Origin of the sequence: Acididesulfobacillus acetoxydans, from assembly GCF_902729405.1 — a bacterium.
Lineage (GTDB): Bacteria > Bacillota > Desulfitobacteriia > Desulfitobacteriales > Desulfitobacteriaceae > Acididesulfobacillus > Acididesulfobacillus acetoxydans.
The window spans coordinates 577677-591555 of record NZ_LR746496.1; the positions used below are offsets into that span (position 1 = coordinate 577677).

Below are 13879 nucleotides of genomic sequence, written 5' to 3' on the forward strand. Positions count from 1 at the left end.
GTGGTGAATGCATAATGAACATCACTGATGTGCGGGTTCGGAAAGTCAACGTTGAAGGCAAAATGAAGGCTGTCGTTTCGGTCACTTTTGACAATGCCTTTGTGGTTCACGATGTTAAAGTCGTGGAAGGTACGAATGGGCTATTTGTTGCGATGCCAAGCCGCAAAACTCCGGAAGGGGAGTTCCGTGATATTGCTCATCCCATTTCGGCGGCGGCGCGTGAGGTCATACAGTCTGCTGTCCTCAAAGCCTATCAGGAAGCGATGTGATTTGAGCGAGGCCTTGCGTTAAGGCCTCTTTTTTGTCTGCCCTAAAGATGGCCCGCTCATTTACGTAGAATTTGTAGAATTGGATTTGTTGTCGGCGAAATATAGGGTATAATATTTTAGTTGAGGTTAAACTAAAACTGGAGGTTAGAAGAATGCCCAGTTTGGCGGCCGTGGTCTTGGCGGCGGGAAAAGGTACGCGGATGAAGTCAAAGCTTCCTAAAGTCATGCATCCACTGGCGGGTAAACCCCTGATTGATCATGTTTTGGCTGCCCTGGAACCTTTGGGAATCAAGGAGCCTCTGGTAATCGTGGGCCACGGCAAGGAGGTTTTGGTACCGCATTTGGCGGGGCGCGCGGTTTGCGCAGTTCAGGAGGAACAACTGGGGACCGGACACGCTTTAAAACAGGCGTTGCCCTTTTTAGAGGGGGCGGAGGATGTTCTGGTTTTGAGCGGGGATCAACCGCTTTTCCGCTCGCGGACTCTGGCGGATCTGATTCGGTTCCATCAGACCCGGGGCGCGGCGGCGACGGTTTTGACTGCCGAGCCGGCGGATCCTTATGGATATGGCAGGATTATTCGGGACGGAGAGATCTTGCTGGACATTGTCGAAGAAAAAGACGCCTCCCCGTCGCAACGTACGGTCAGGGAAATCAACACCGGTACTTATTGCTTCAAGGTTAAACCAATGCGTGCCGCTTTGGCCGCCTTGCGGCCGGAAAACGCGCAGGGTGAGTACTATTTGCCGGGAGTGTTCGCGGCTTTCCGACGCGAAAATGAGGCGGTGTTCATCCAAAGGGCGGCGGACTCCAACGAGGCCTTGGGCATTAACAGCAGGGCGCAGTTGGCGGAGGCTGAAGGAGTGTACAGGCAAAGGATACTGGCCCATTGGTTGGAGCAGGGAGTTACCATTGTGGACCCGGCTTCGACTTTTGTCGACGCGGGAGTCGAGTTGGCTCAGGATGTGACCCTTCTGCCCTTTACTGTGCTGAAAGGAAACACTAAAGTCGCGGAAGACGCAGTTCTGGGTCCGCAGGTATTTTTGGAATCCTGTATCTGTGCCCGCGGCTGCCGGGTAGCCCACACCGTAGCCAAAGATGCCTTGATCGGCGAGGACAGTACAGTCGGACCTTTCGCTTACCTGCGGCCGGGAACCCGCTTGGCATCGGGGGTCAAGGTGGGCGACTTTGTCGAAATAAAGAACAGCCGGATCGGACGGGGGTCAAAAGTACCGCACTTGAGTTATGTGGGAGATGCGGACATAGGTGCCGGCGTTAATATCGGTGCGGGGACCATTACCTGTAACTACGACGGGGTCAACAAGCACCCGACTGTGGTCGGAGACCGCGCCTTTATCGGGAGCAACACTAACCTGGTGGCACCGGTGACAGTGGGGGAAGGAGCCTTTGTCGGAGCGGGATCGACTATAACTAAGGATGTCCCTGCCAACGCCTTGGCTGTTGAACGGGCGCGTCAAACGGTCAAAGAAAATTGGCAGCGTGAATCGTGCGATTAGGGGGAAAGCGGAGAGCCATGTCGTCAAAAGAGTTAAAAATCTTTTGTGGAAATGCCAATCGGGATCTGGCCGGGGAAATTTGCGAATATCTTTCCGTGCCGTTAGGGGAATCCAAGGTGCTGCGCTTTCAGGACGGGGAAATTTCCATTGCCATCAACGAAAGCGTGCGGGGCGCGGATATTTTTGTGGTCCAGCCCACTTGTGCGCCCACAAATGACAATATCATGGAACTTCTGATCATGATTGATGCCCTCAAGCGTGCCTCCGCCCGTCGGATTACGGCGGTGATGCCCTATTACGGGTATGCCAGGCAAGAACGCAAAGCAAGAGCCCGCGATCCGATCACAGCCAAGCTGATGGCTAATGTCATTACGACCGCGGGGGCGGACAGGGTGGTTACCATGGATCTCCACGCTCCGGCTATCCAGGGTTTTTTTGATATTCCGGTGGATCATCTTCCCGGTGTTCCTATTTTGGCGGAATATTTCCGGGAGAAGGAACTGGCGGATCTGGTTGTTGTTTCGCCGGATTTAGGCGGAGTGACCAGGGCTCGCAGTCTGGCTGAGCGAATCGGCGCTTCTATTGCCATTATTGATAAACGCCGCCCCGAACCCAACGTCTCCGAAATTATGCACGTCATCGGTGAATTGGAGGGGAAAAATGCCATCATGATCGACGATATCATTGACACGGCGGGAACGATTGCCCAAGGAGCCCGGGCGCTGAGAGAAAGAGGGGCTAAGGAAGTTTATGCCTGTTGTACCCACGCCGTGCTTTCGGGCCGGGCCATCGAGAGGCTGGCTGATTCCGTCATTAACGAGGTCGTTGTGACGAATACGATTCCTCTGAGCGAGGATAAACGGATTGACAAACTCAAGGTGCTCTCTGTCGCGCCCCTGCTCGGTGAGGCTATCGTCCGCATTCATGAGGACCTGTCGGTAAGCAAGCTGTTCAGCTAACAGAGGCCGGAGGTCAGAAGCCGGGGGCCGGAAGTGGGATCTGAGGCCGTTACAGAGGCCAGCTCCTAAGGGAAAAATTTTATCACCCCAAAGGTTCCTTGGGTGGGTTCCGGTTGTCGGCCGGGGTGAGGGGCGTAGAGTGTTCAGAGGTGTCTGTTTCCGGCTCTGCGGCTTCATGATCGAAGAGGCCCGACTCTGCGGGAAGCGTGTTTGCGGCTGCCTGTTCGGGGGGCTTTCCGTCGTCGGAAAGTCTGCCTTTGCGAAAGTACTGGCTCAAAGTTTGGGTTTTTTCCGAAGCCAAATGTGAGGTGCTGTGCAGGAAGGATTTAAGGGTATCATTGAGTCCTTTGTCTGCCACATCCAGGCTAAGTTCGCTCTCTTTTTGCGCGACAATGACATCCGGGCCGATGGTGACCAGCTGCTCCGCACTCAACAAAGCTCTGCCGTTAAGGAGGCTGCCGATTTTGCCTCCGGAAACCTCCAATTGGGTGACTTTTCCGGTCACGGTGTCGACATAGTATTCCGCGGCTATGCCTAAAATTTTACCGGATTCGGTGACGACTTTGGTGCCGATGATCCCGAGCTTTTCTTTAAGCAGCTCCAGAAGTTCCGGTATCCCGGCGGACTTTTCCACATGGCTTTCTTTGTCGATCGTGATAGCGTCATCCCCGACGCTGACCACTTTGCTGTACGGAATGATGCGTTGGTCTTTGAAAAACCCTTTGGGATCGACCACCAAGGCGGCCACGGCTTTTTCCCGGGCATCAAGGACCAGACCCTTGACATAGCCGATTTGTTGCCCTTCCTTGAGGGTAATAATCGGCAAGGAAAGGAATTTACGGCTGGGTTTCATGTTTTCACCGCCTTTTTGTCCTTTCAGAGAGTAATCTTCCGCAGGATGGGAAACTTGCAGCGGTCCCGGTTCAGCCGGTCGCTCGCTTCCATTTCGTTTGGCGGCCGTTTTCTCATCCGGTCCTCTGAGATCCCGTATTTTATTTATTTCCTCATCACTCTTATGCGGGGCGGATGGCAAATATGCCAAGGAAGGAGATCCGTATGAAAGTCATAGCCGGGTTGGGAAATCCCGGCCCCGAATATGCCGAAACCAGGCACAATGTGGGATTTGTGCTGGTCGATAATTTGGCCAAACGATGGGGATGGGATTTCAGGCCCAAATATCACGGCCTGATGGCGATGGGGGAGGTTTCCGGGGAACGGGTTGTGCTCTTTAAACCCCAGACTTACATGAATCTCAGCGGGCGGGCCGTAAGGGAATTGGCAGGTTTCTACAAGATCCCGGCCTCGGAAATCCTCGTGGTTCATGACGACTTGGACCTGGCCTTGGGCAGGATGCGCCTGCGCCGGAGGGGGGGTGCCGGCGGGCACAGAGGAGTTCTCTCACTCTTGGCAGAACTGGGAGCAGAGGACTTTTGGCGCCTGAGAATCGGGATTGGGCGCCCGCCTGCCGGCTGGGAAGCGGCCGCTTACGTTTTGGGCAGGTTTTTGCCGGGGGAAATCGAACTTTTGGAAGGGGTGCTGGCCAAGGCGGAGCAGGCGGCCGGAGTCTGGCTGACCGGGGATACGGCCGAAGCGATGAATCGGTACAACCGCGCATAACCAACTCGGGGTTAGGCAAACCTAGTCCAAAGGGGAGATTTGCGGGCGAAGTTTTGACGCCGACATTGCGGGCGAAGTTTCGAAGCGAACATTTTGGGGTGAAGTCTCCGGCAATTGTTTTCCCCATCATTGACAAAGGAAGTGCTTTGCGTTAAATTGGGAATTGCGGCACAAACCTATTTACTCTATGGGGGTCCACTCCGGGACGTTCATCTTTTTGTGTTGCACTGTTGAAAGGATGGCTGCATTGAAGACAATTCACGATTATTTGCGCCAAGGTTTGGATATCGAAGAAGCGGACTGGGCCTTAAAACAGTTAGAATATCCCCAGATGGTTTATAATTTGACGGGGAGCCAAAAAGCGGCTTTCGTGGGTGAGATTCTGCGCTCCCGCTCTGCCCTTATTTTGACCTACTCGGAGGAACAGGCACGCAAGTGGCAGCGGGACCTGAGGACTTGGCTGCCCTATGAGGAAATCTTGCTTTTTCCGCCGACCGAGTGGCTGCCCTTTGAGGTTCTGGGCCGCAGCCGGGAGATTACGGCAGAACGGATCAGGGTCTTGGACAGGCTGGCCGGGGATAATTCCCTCACGGTGGTGGCTCCGGTTTTGGCAGTGGAAAGGCGGCTGTTTCCGCCCGAGAAATGGCGCGGGCATATTCTTGAGTTCAAATCGGGGGGGCACTATGCCTTGCCGGGAGTCCTCACTCAACTGGTTGCCGGCGGGTATGAACGCGTGGAGGTCGTGGAAGGAAGAGGGCAGTTTGCCTTGCGGGGAGGGATTCTGGATATTGCCCCTCTGAGCGGGGAGGCCGTGCGCCTGGAATTTTTCGATGATGAGGTGGATTCCCTGCGTACCTTCGACATGGAGTCGCAGAAATCCATAGCCGCACAGGCAGAGGTGAGGATTCCGCCGGTTCTGGAGTACATTCTGACCAAGGAAGAAACAGAGCACCTGCGTTGGGAAGTGAAAGCACAGGCCCGCCGGGCTTCCGGGCGTTTGCAGAGGTTGGGCAAACCGGAGGCGGCCGGCCGTATACTGGAAAAAGCCGCTCATATTGAAACGCGGCTGGAGCAGGGGTTTGTCGATGAAAACGTCTATCCATTTCTCGGTATGGGGCAAGAAAAACTGGTAACATTCTTTTCCTACCTTTCTCCCGATCGTTTGGTGGTTCTTGATGAGCCCCTGCGGATTAAAGAGCAGCTTGATTTCCAGGAGAGGGAGAGGATGGAGGAGTTCACCAGGCAGTTGGAACATGGGGATGCGTTTTTTAACCCCGAGAAGCAATTCCTGGATTATGAAGATATTTTGCGTTTCGGTTCGGAGCGGCCGATCGTGGGCTTGTCTACGCTTTTGAGAGAGGCGCCGGGGCTGGCGCCGAAAAGAGTTTTTAATTTGTCAGCCCGGCCTCTGACCGGATTTATGGGGAAGACCCGCATGTTGGTGGACGAGATAGGGCACTGGAAGAGCCAGGGAAATGTCATTGCTTTGTTCGCCGGGGATCAGGAACACAGCAGCCGTTTGCTTCAAGGTCTCAAGGATCTGGGGGTAACGGCCTACCGCCGCGGTCTCTCCGACCCGGTGGAAGGAGGGAATGTCTACGTCTATCCATTTTCGATCGATCACGGGTTTGAGCTGCCTCTGGGTAAACTGGTGATTCTGACGGAATTGGAGATTTATAAACGGGAACGTAAAGGCCCGGGGGCCGTTCCGAAACCGGCGGCCCCGAAAAAAAGTGCCTCACAGGTCCTTTTGACGGATCTTAAGCCGGGAGACTATGTGGTTCACGTCCAGCACGGTATCGGGCAGTTTGTGGGCATTGAGCGTCTGACCATCGGGGGGGTGGAGAAAGACTATTTTACTGTGCGCTATGCCGGGGAGGACCGTCTTTATATTCCTCTTGACCAATTGCATCTTTTGCAGAAATATTTGGGCAGCGAGGGGGACAGCGTGCCGAAACTCTACAAATTGGGCGGCAATGAATGGCATAAGGTGAAGTCAAAAGCGCGCAGCGCCGTGAAGGAACTGGCTTTTGACCTGGTCAAGCTTTACGCTCAAAGAGAAGCGACCCAAGGTTTCGGTTTCGGTCCCGATAACGTCTGGCAGCGGGAATTTGAGGAAAAATTCCCTTACCAGGAGACCCCGGATCAATTGCAGTGCATTCAGGAGGTCAAAGAAGACATGATGCGCAGCCGGCCCATGGACCGCCTGCTCTGCGGGGACGTGGGCTACGGTAAGACGGAGGTCGCGTTGAGAGCCGTGTTTAAAGCAGTCATGGACAGTAAACAGGTGGCCGTTCTCGTCCCGACCACGATCCTGGCCCAACAGCACTTCAATACTTTTCGGGAACGCTTCATGGGTTATCCGGTGACCATTGAAATGCTGAGCCGTTTCCGCAGCGCCAAAGAGCAGAAAGCGATCATGGCGGGACTTAAGGGCGGCTCCATCGACGTGGTCGTCGGAACGCACCGCTTGATTTCGGACCAAGTGAAGTTTAAAGATTTAGGTCTTTTGATCATTGATGAGGAACAGAGGTTTGGCGTGGCCCATAAGGAAAAGCTCAAGTCTCTCAAGGCCAACGTAGATGTGCTGACTCTCTCGGCGACCCCTATTCCCCGGACGCTGCATATGTCCATGATTGGAGTCCGCGATATGAGTGTGATCGAGACTCCTCCGGAAGACCGCTATCCGGTCCAGACCTATGTCGCGGAGTTCCGTCCCGAACTTGTGCGCGAGGCCATACGGCGGGAGATCCAGCGGGGCGGCCAGGTTTTTTATGTGCACAACCGGGTGGAGGATATGGACCAAGTCGCTTATTTTTTGCGGGAACTCGTGCCGGAGGCCCGTTACGGGATTGCTCACGGACAGATGAACGAGGTGGCCCTGGAACGGGAAATGCTCGCTTTTCTGGAGGGAGAGACCGACGTGCTCATGGCCACGACAATTATTGAAAGCGGCCTGGACATGCCCAATGTGAATACGCTCATTGTGGATGAATCGGATCGTTTGGGCCTGGCACAACTTTATCAGATCAGGGGTCGCGTGGGCCGCTCCAACCGCAAGGCGTTCGCTTATTTTTTGTACAAACCGCAAAAGGTGCTCTCGGAAGTCGCGGAAAAAAGGCTGGCCGCCATTCGGGAATTTACGGAATTCGGTTCGGGTTTCAAGATCGCGATGCGGGACCTGGAGATTCGGGGAGCCGGGAATATCATCGGCGCGCAGCAGCACGGTCATGTGACTGCGGTCGGGTTTGACCTCTATGTTCAAATGCTGCGGGAGGCTGTGGCCGAGATCCGGGGGGAAATGGTTGAGACCCGGGTGGAACCGAGTATTGAACTCCAGGTTGACGCTTTTCTGCCGGACGATTACATCGGGGACGCGGGATTAAAAGCCTCCCTTTATCAACGGATGGCGCAGATTCAAGATGAGAACGCCCTGGCGGAGATGCTGGACGAACTTATAGACCGCTTCGGTACGCCACCCAGGGAGGTGGAAAACCTACTGCATATCGTCCGGCTCAAATGGCTGGCGAGCGAGTTGAAGATCGAACAGATCCAGCAAAACAAACAGCAGGTCACTTTGCGTTTTGCGGCCGACCCGGGGCTGAGCGGGGAGAAACTGATGCAGGTAGCTTCCAATTCCCGGTATCCCCTGGCTTTTGGCACTGCCTCGGACGGACGATTGGAATGCAAGGTCAGGGTCAGGATTCTGGACCAGACGCAATTGTTACAGGCGGTGCGGGAGACGCTTACGACTTTTTTCGACATTGCAGAGCGTCCATCCGCTTGATATAATGGTGGCATTGGATTTAGGAAAGGTCGTGGATTGATTGAAAAGAGCCCGGTTGGGAATAGTGGCCGGAGCCTTGGTAGTTCTTTTGGCGACGGCGGGGTGCTCATTGACAGGCGGGAAATGGGTGGCCAGGGTCAATGGGCAGGCCATATCCCAGAGCGATTTCGACCAACGGGTTGCGGCATCCGAAGCTTTATACAAGACCCAGGGGATGGATTTTACTTCAGCCCAGGGGAAACAGGCGGAGGCGCAACTGAAGAACAATATTCTGCAGCGCATGGTGGAAGGGGATGTCATCTCTCAGGAGGTGAGAAAACTGGGCCTCAGCACGAATGACAGCCAGGTCAAGCAGCAGGAAGCGGGGCTGAAACAAAATTTCGGGACGGAAGCTAAATTTCAGGATGCCCTAAAGCAGCAGGGGATGACGGAACAGGAGCTTCTGGACTTTCTGGCCCTGTACCAGAAGGTCAGTACCGGTGTAAAAGTCAGTGCGAGCGACGTTCAAAATTATTTTAACGCCCACAAGTCCCAATACGGTCATCCGGAAGAGGTGGAGGCCAGGCATATCCTGGTCAAGACGAAAGCGGAAGCCGAACAAATCATCGCAGAATTGAACAAGGGAGCGAATTTTGCCCAACTAGCCAAGGAAAAGTCGACCGATCCGGGCTCAAAAGACAAGGGCGGCGAACTCGGCTTTTTCACGCAGAACCAGATGGATCCTGCCTTTGCCAAGGCGGCCTTCTCCCAGAAAGTCGGGACCTGGTCGCAGACGCCGGTTAAATCCTCATATGGTTATCATATTATCTTGGTGGAGGCACATAAGCCGGCCGTGACCCCCGATTTTAACGCGGTTAAGGCCCAGGTCGAACAGGATGCCCTGACCAGTGCCAAAGATGCCAAGTTTCAAAGCTACATGGATGCCCTGATGAAAAAGGCGACAATCAAGTACGCCCACGGCTTTGAGCCCACAGCCGCTCCGTCGGCTCCCACACCCGCCCCGGCACAATAGAAAAGAGCAGTTGATTCGCAAGGAAAGCATTTTTATGGAATGCTTTCCTTTTCCGCGTTTAAACCCCAGTTTAACTAAGTTTTCAGCGGCTTGGAAAAAAATGAATAATCTCTAAGGGCGGGATATATACTATTTATGAAATTAAAGCCATTGGCCGGCGGATTTAAAGTTTCTGCGCGGGCCGGATCGGTCAGAAATTTATCGCCGTCAAGGCCGGCGTACGGGGACGACAAAAGGAGGGAAGGGCATCCATGAAAGCAACAGGCATCGTGAGGAGGATTGACGATCTGGGCCGTGTCGTTATTCCTAAAGAAATTCGTCGGACGCTTCGCATAAGAGAAGGTGACCCGCTGGAGATCTTTGTCGACCGGGAGGGGGAGGTTATCCTTAAGAAGTACTCGCCGATCGGCGAACTGGGGGAATTCGCCAGAGAATATGCGGATTCTCTCTACGAAGCAACCGGACATATTGCCTGTATCGCGGATCGGGACATGATTATCGCTGTTGCGGGCGCTTCCAAGAAAGAGTACCTGAACAAAGCTCTGGGACCGGCAACAGAAAAGGCTATGGAAGATCGGAAGCTGATTCACGTTGAGAAGGCGGGTGAGCACGCCCTGTGCAAGACCTGCCCCGAAAATGATGAGGACGAGAAGTGCAAGCTCGGCTGCGAAATGATTGCCCCAATCATTGCCGAGGGCGACCCTATTGGAGCCGTGATTCTCATGTCCAAAGATCCGGCCGTGAAAATGGGGGAACTGGAGGCTAAGCTGGTGGAAACAGCGGCGGGCTTTTTGGCCAAGCAAATGGAACAATAGAAATTCCCAGTGGGCGCCTGAGCAAGACTACGGTTATATATCGTAGTCTGTTTGCTTTTCCGTCCCGGCCCGCTAGAATAACAGGTGGAGGTGGGGCAAGTGAAAGCCAGGTTACATATTATCGGTCTCGGCCCGGCCGGGGCGGACAAGCTGACCTTGGAGAGCTACAGGAAATTGAAGCAGGCGGATCGGGTCTTTGTCCGGACGGAGCGGCATCCCTGTGTCGAGGAACTCAGAAGAGAAGGAGTGACGTTCATTCCCTTTGACTATATTTATGGGCGGGAAAAGACGTTCGAAGGGGTGTACGAGTGCATTGTCGCGCGTTTAAGGGAGGAATTGTCCCAAAGGGCCGAGGTCGTTTACGCGGTTCCCGGGCATCCCAAGGTGGCGGAAAAGACGGTCAGTCTTCTGCAAGAGGAATTGGGGCAGACCGTTGACATTATGGTCTACCCGGCGTTGAGTTTCCTGGACGAGGCTTATACGGCGCTGCCCTTGGACCCGGCTGAAGGGCTCCTGGTCCGGGAGTGCGGCGGGTTAAAGAATGCCGCTCCGACGGGCAGGGAATGGTTGGTCGTGCCGCAGGTTCACAGCGCTTTGGTCGCTTCCGATCTGAAGCTGGACTTGATGGAGAGCTACCCGGATGATGCGCCGGTTTACGTCCTGAGGGGGTTGGGCAGCACCGCTCCTCAAAAGATTCGGGTTCCGCTTTATGAATTGGACCGCCAGGCTTTTGATCACCTGACGGCCGTGGCGGTGCCTCCTCAGGAGAACGTGGTTTCCTTGCTGCGGCTCGAGGAGATTATGAAGCGGTTACGGGCCGCGGACGGTTGCCCCTGGGATAAGGAGCAGACCCATGAATCCCTGCAATCTTGCCTGATCGAGGAAAGTTACGAGGTTTTGGACGCTATTCAGGCCGGGGACACGTATAATTTATGTGAAGAATTGGGAGACTTGTTATTACAAGTGGTTTTTCACGCACAAATTGCCGCGGAGTCGGATGGGTTCAATCTGCACGATGTCATGCGTATGCTCATTGAGAAGTTGATTCGGCGTCATCCCCACGTCTTTGGCTCCGACAAGGTCAAAACCGCCGAAGAAGTGGTTCGGGTTTGGGAGCGGGTCAAAGAGACGGAAAAGGCTGCCGCCGGCGGGGGATTGGGGTATTTCAAAGCCAGGGAAAGCCTGCCGGCATTGATGCAGGCGGCGGAAGTACAGGGCCGGGCAGCCCGGGCGGGTTTTGACTGGCAGGATTGGCAAGGCCCTTGGGGTAAAGTTCAAGAAGAGCTGGCCGAGCTGAAGAATGCGCTTGAACAGGGAGATGGGATTCGGGAGGAACTCGGCGACTTGTTTTTTGCGCTGGTGAACTTGTCCCGGCTCTTGGGGTGGGAGGCCGAAGAGGTTTTGCGGGCGGCAGTGGCCAAATTTAAGGGCAGGTTTGTCCGTATGCTTGATTTAGCGGAAAAGGACGGCCGCGATTGGGCCCGGCTGTCGTTACCGGAGATGGATGTTTATTGGGAAAAGGCAAAAAGCCAAGAAAAAAGTGGTAAAGTTGTCCTGGCTTAGCGGTTTATTGCAGGAGTTTGCTTATTTATCGCGAAATATAAGGCGAATAATCTTTGGGAGGGAGCATTTTGAACAAGGCTGAATTGGTGGCCGCGGTGGCTGAGAAGACGGACATGTCCAAAAAGGATGCCGAAAAAGCGGTTAACGCTGTTTTTACGGTCATTGAAGAGACGCTGGCAAAGCTGGAAAGGGTACAGCTGGTGGGTTTTGGAACTTTCGAAGTGAAAGAACGCTCGGAAAGGACGGGTTTGAACCCGCAAACCAAAGAGAAGATTACCATTCCCGCCTCCAAGGTCCCGGGTTTTAAGGCGGGAAAAGCTCTGAAAGACGCAGTTCAGCCGTAAGGCTGCCGACGGTGTTGAGAGGCCGGTATGCGTGTTGACAAGTTTTTAAAGGTGTCCCGCCTGATTAAAAGGAGATCCGTGGCCAAGGATATCTGCGAGGGCCAAAAGATCCGGATCAATGGGCGGATAGCCAAGCCGTCGAGCGAAGTGAAAATAGGAGATACCCTCTTGGTTGAATTCGGAAACCGTGTTCTGGAGGCCAGGGTCAAGGGAGTTCCCTCTACGGTTCGTGCCGACGAGGCACACTTGCTCTACGAAGTTCTGAAAGACGAGAAAAAGGGACTGTCGCAAAGCGGGCTTAATTGCCCGTGACGCGGCAGCCCCTTTTGCTTTTGGCTTTAGTGATGTCTAAACCCTTGGACCGGAGAATATGGATGAAGCAGAAACATGTTGGAGGGATGGGCGAAGTGGAAAAACAGAAAGGACACCGCCTGGTTCTGCAGGATCGCGGCAACATGACGCTTACGGGTATCCATAAGGTTCAGACCTTTGATCCGAAAGAGATCGTGCTCGAGACCGAGCAGGGGTTGCTGCACGTCAAGGGAGAGAAACTCGATATTAAGCAGCTCGATTTGCCTAATGGCGTTGTGGAAATCAACGGCCGCGTCGATGCCTTGATCTATCCCCGCCAAACCGGAGCGGGGGGGCGGGAGGGTTTCTTGGGCAGGATATTTAAATGAGCCGGAGGGGGTAAGCGCGATTTCCGACTTTTCAGCACTTGCCTGGGTTTTACTCTCGGGCATGTTCGTGGGATTCGTTTTCGATTGGTATCGAACCCTCCGCCGCTGGCGGGGCTGGGGTCCGGCTCTGACTTTTGCCGGAGACATTCTCTTTTCGTCGCTGGCTCTGCTGCTTCTGGCCTTCTTTCTGCAAAGGGCCAATTTCTTGGCTTTCCGCCTTTATGCCTTTATCGGGGTGGTTGTGGGGCTTTTATTGTATCTGCGAATCTTGAGCAGAAAGGTTACGCATTTCGCCCTGCGCTCCTACGGCGTATTTGACGGGATGAGCCGCTTGGTCGGGAGTGCAATCGCACAGATGATCGGAGCGGTGGCTTGGTTGATGCATCCCTTCTATGAAGTTCTGAGTTGGTTAAGCATTCTGTTGTATCGGTTCGGGCAAGCGGTTTTTCTGGAAGCGGCCAGATCGGGCCGGCGCAAAGCGGCTTCCTGGTGGGAGGAACACTTTCCGCCGCACAGGGACGGGTAAATATTTCCAGATGGGGATTGATTCCTGCCTCGTTTGCCGCTATAATGAATTTACAACTTTGTCCACAGGATGTAGGCAGTTTGTCCACGATTTGTCCACAGGGGCCTGTGCATAATGTGGATAAACGGTAAGGGTGAGCACGGTGCATCTGGAGATCAGAGGGTTGGAAAAGCTCAGTTTCCGCGAACGTCAGGCGGTTATTTTAAAAGAGAGTGGACAAACCCAGGAACAGATGGGCAAGAGACTCGGCATGAGTCCCAGTTCTATAGCGACATTACTGGCCAGGGCGAAAAATAAAGGTTATGAGATCGTCTGCATTATTCCCGGCCAAGAATTGGGCTTAGGGGGGGATGAATGGGGTGAACAGGAGCCCGAGTAAAGAGGGGCATGGGTCTGCGCAAAAGAAGAATGCGCACATCAAGAAGGCCTACAATAAAAAGACCGGCCCGAGAAAAAGGTTTGGCATCAAGCCGGTTTCCCTGGCAGTGCTGCTTCTGGCCCTGGGGGTGGTCGGTACTTCCCTTTGGAATTTGTGGCAGTTGCAGAGGCAGGTCGAGGGGCGTCTTTCGTATCTGCGAACTGAGAAGGCAGCGCTGGTGCAAAAGCAGGAGCAGTTGCAGCAGGAGATCCGTTGGCTTAATGATCCGGCCTATGTCGAGCAGCTGGCCCGGACGCAGTTGGGTTTGGTCCGCCGGGGTGAAATTCCAATTTCGCCCAAAAAGTAAGGTCCCTGGCAACTATTTTCGCCTCTGTAGGCTGCACTTTTGGCGGCAGGGGAATCTATCCCCGAACC

General features: G+C 54.3%; 15 protein-coding genes. 14 read left to right on the forward strand and 1 reads right to left on the reverse strand.

Annotated features, from left to right (window positions below):
• The first annotated feature begins 14 nt into the window (after positions 1-14).
• From spoVG to MNU25_RS02530, 3 genes are all read left to right on the forward strand, one after another.
• A complete protein-coding gene (gene spoVG, locus MNU25_RS02520; protein ID WP_240983643.1) occupies positions 15-269 on the forward strand; it encodes a septation regulator SpoVG in 255 nt (84 codons plus the stop codon).
• Between the two features lie 152 nt (positions 270-421).
• Complete coding sequence (gene glmU / locus MNU25_RS02525; protein ID WP_240983644.1) at positions 422-1783, forward strand: bifunctional UDP-N-acetylglucosamine diphosphorylase/glucosamine-1-phosphate N-acetyltransferase GlmU; 1362 nt, start codon at positions 422-424, stop codon at positions 1781-1783.
• 17 nt (positions 1784-1800) lie between these two features.
• A complete protein-coding gene (locus tag MNU25_RS02530) occupies positions 1801-2742 on the forward strand; it encodes a ribose-phosphate diphosphokinase (RefSeq protein ID WP_240983645.1) in 942 nt (313 codons plus the stop codon).
• 82 nt (positions 2743-2824) lie between these two features.
• On the opposite strand, the gene MNU25_RS02535 is transcribed toward MNU25_RS02530, so the two are convergent.
• Entirely contained in the window at positions 2825-3595 is a 771-nt protein-coding gene (locus tag MNU25_RS02535) for a PRC-barrel domain-containing protein (protein WP_240983646.1), read from the reverse strand.
• A 203-nt stretch (positions 3596-3798) separates the two neighbouring features.
• Between MNU25_RS02535 and pth the strand changes: the two genes are divergently transcribed.
• From pth to MNU25_RS02590, 11 genes are all read left to right on the forward strand, one after another.
• Positions 3799-4359: an aminoacyl-tRNA hydrolase gene (gene pth / locus MNU25_RS02540; RefSeq protein ID WP_240983647.1), complete on the forward strand. Its 561-nt coding sequence runs from the start codon at positions 3799-3801 to the stop codon at positions 4357-4359.
• A 238-nt stretch (positions 4360-4597) separates the two neighbouring features.
• Entirely contained in the window at positions 4598-8146 is a 3549-nt protein-coding gene (mfd, locus tag MNU25_RS02545; RefSeq protein WP_240983648.1) for a transcription-repair coupling factor, read from the forward strand.
• Between the two features lie 40 nt (positions 8147-8186).
• Positions 8187-9158: a peptidylprolyl isomerase gene (locus MNU25_RS02550; protein WP_240983649.1), complete on the forward strand. Its 972-nt coding sequence runs from the start codon at positions 8187-8189 to the stop codon at positions 9156-9158.
• Positions 9159-9409: 251 nt separating this feature from the next.
• Positions 9410-9973: a stage V sporulation protein T gene (spoVT, locus tag MNU25_RS02555; RefSeq protein WP_240983650.1), complete on the forward strand. Its 564-nt coding sequence runs from the start codon at positions 9410-9412 to the stop codon at positions 9971-9973.
• Between the two features lie 99 nt (positions 9974-10072).
• Positions 10073-11536 (forward strand): bifunctional methyltransferase/pyrophosphohydrolase YabN, encoded by a 1464-nt coding sequence (gene yabN, locus MNU25_RS02560; protein WP_240983651.1) that lies wholly within the window; start codon positions 10073-10075, stop codon positions 11534-11536.
• Between the two features lie 68 nt (positions 11537-11604).
• Positions 11605-11880 carry an HU family DNA-binding protein gene (locus tag MNU25_RS02565; protein WP_047828642.1) on the forward strand — a complete coding sequence of 92 codons (276 nt, stop codon included), beginning with the start codon at positions 11605-11607 and terminating at the stop codon, positions 11878-11880.
• Positions 11881-11907: 27 nt separating this feature from the next.
• The gene (locus tag MNU25_RS02570) at positions 11908-12192 is read left to right on the forward strand and encodes an RNA-binding S4 domain-containing protein (RefSeq protein ID WP_240983652.1); all 285 of its coding nucleotides are present in this window, start codon (positions 11908-11910) and stop codon (positions 12190-12192) included.
• 62 nt (positions 12193-12254) lie between these two features.
• The gene (gene yabP / locus MNU25_RS02575) at positions 12255-12560 is read left to right on the forward strand and encodes a sporulation protein YabP (protein ID WP_240983653.1); all 306 of its coding nucleotides are present in this window, start codon (positions 12255-12257) and stop codon (positions 12558-12560) included.
• A 19-nt stretch (positions 12561-12579) separates the two neighbouring features.
• Complete coding sequence (gene yabQ, locus MNU25_RS02580; protein WP_261487503.1) at positions 12580-13086, forward strand: spore cortex biosynthesis protein YabQ; 507 nt, start codon at positions 12580-12582, stop codon at positions 13084-13086.
• Between the two features lie 142 nt (positions 13087-13228).
• A complete protein-coding gene (locus tag MNU25_RS02585) occupies positions 13229-13465 on the forward strand; it encodes a sigma factor-like helix-turn-helix DNA-binding protein (RefSeq protein ID WP_240983655.1) in 237 nt (78 codons plus the stop codon).
• Positions 13446-13811, forward strand: a complete 366-nt coding sequence (locus MNU25_RS02590; protein ID WP_240983656.1) for an FtsB family cell division protein — start codon at positions 13446-13448, stop codon at positions 13809-13811. The genes MNU25_RS02585 and MNU25_RS02590 overlap by 20 nt, the downstream gene beginning before the upstream one ends.
• Positions 13812-13879: the final 68 nt, after the last annotated feature.

What these genes read in the sequence shown, in the direction of transcription:
- spoVG (WP_240983643.1), top strand. Translation starts at nt 15, where the DNA reads ATGAACATCACTGATGTGCGGGTTCGGAAAGTCAACGTTGAAGGCAAA.
- glmU (WP_240983644.1), top strand. Translation starts at nt 422, where the DNA reads ATGCCCAGTTTGGCGGCCGTGGTCTTGGCGGCGGGAAAAGGTACGCGG.
- MNU25_RS02530 (WP_240983645.1), top strand. Translation starts at nt 1,801, where the DNA reads ATGTCGTCAAAAGAGTTAAAAATCTTTTGTGGAAATGCCAATCGGGAT.
- MNU25_RS02535 (WP_240983646.1), bottom strand. Translation starts at nt 3,595, where the DNA reads ATGAAACCCAGCCGTAAATTCCTTTCCTTGCCGATTATTACCCTCAAG.
- pth (WP_240983647.1), top strand. Translation starts at nt 3,799, where the DNA reads ATGAAAGTCATAGCCGGGTTGGGAAATCCCGGCCCCGAATATGCCGAA.
- mfd (WP_240983648.1), top strand. Translation starts at nt 4,598, where the DNA reads ATGGCTGCATTGAAGACAATTCACGATTATTTGCGCCAAGGTTTGGAT.
- spoVT (WP_240983650.1), top strand. Translation starts at nt 9,410, where the DNA reads ATGAAAGCAACAGGCATCGTGAGGAGGATTGACGATCTGGGCCGTGTC.
- MNU25_RS02570 (WP_240983652.1), top strand. Translation starts at nt 11,908, where the DNA reads ATGCGTGTTGACAAGTTTTTAAAGGTGTCCCGCCTGATTAAAAGGAGA.
- yabP (WP_240983653.1), top strand. Translation starts at nt 12,255, where the DNA reads ATGAAGCAGAAACATGTTGGAGGGATGGGCGAAGTGGAAAAACAGAAA.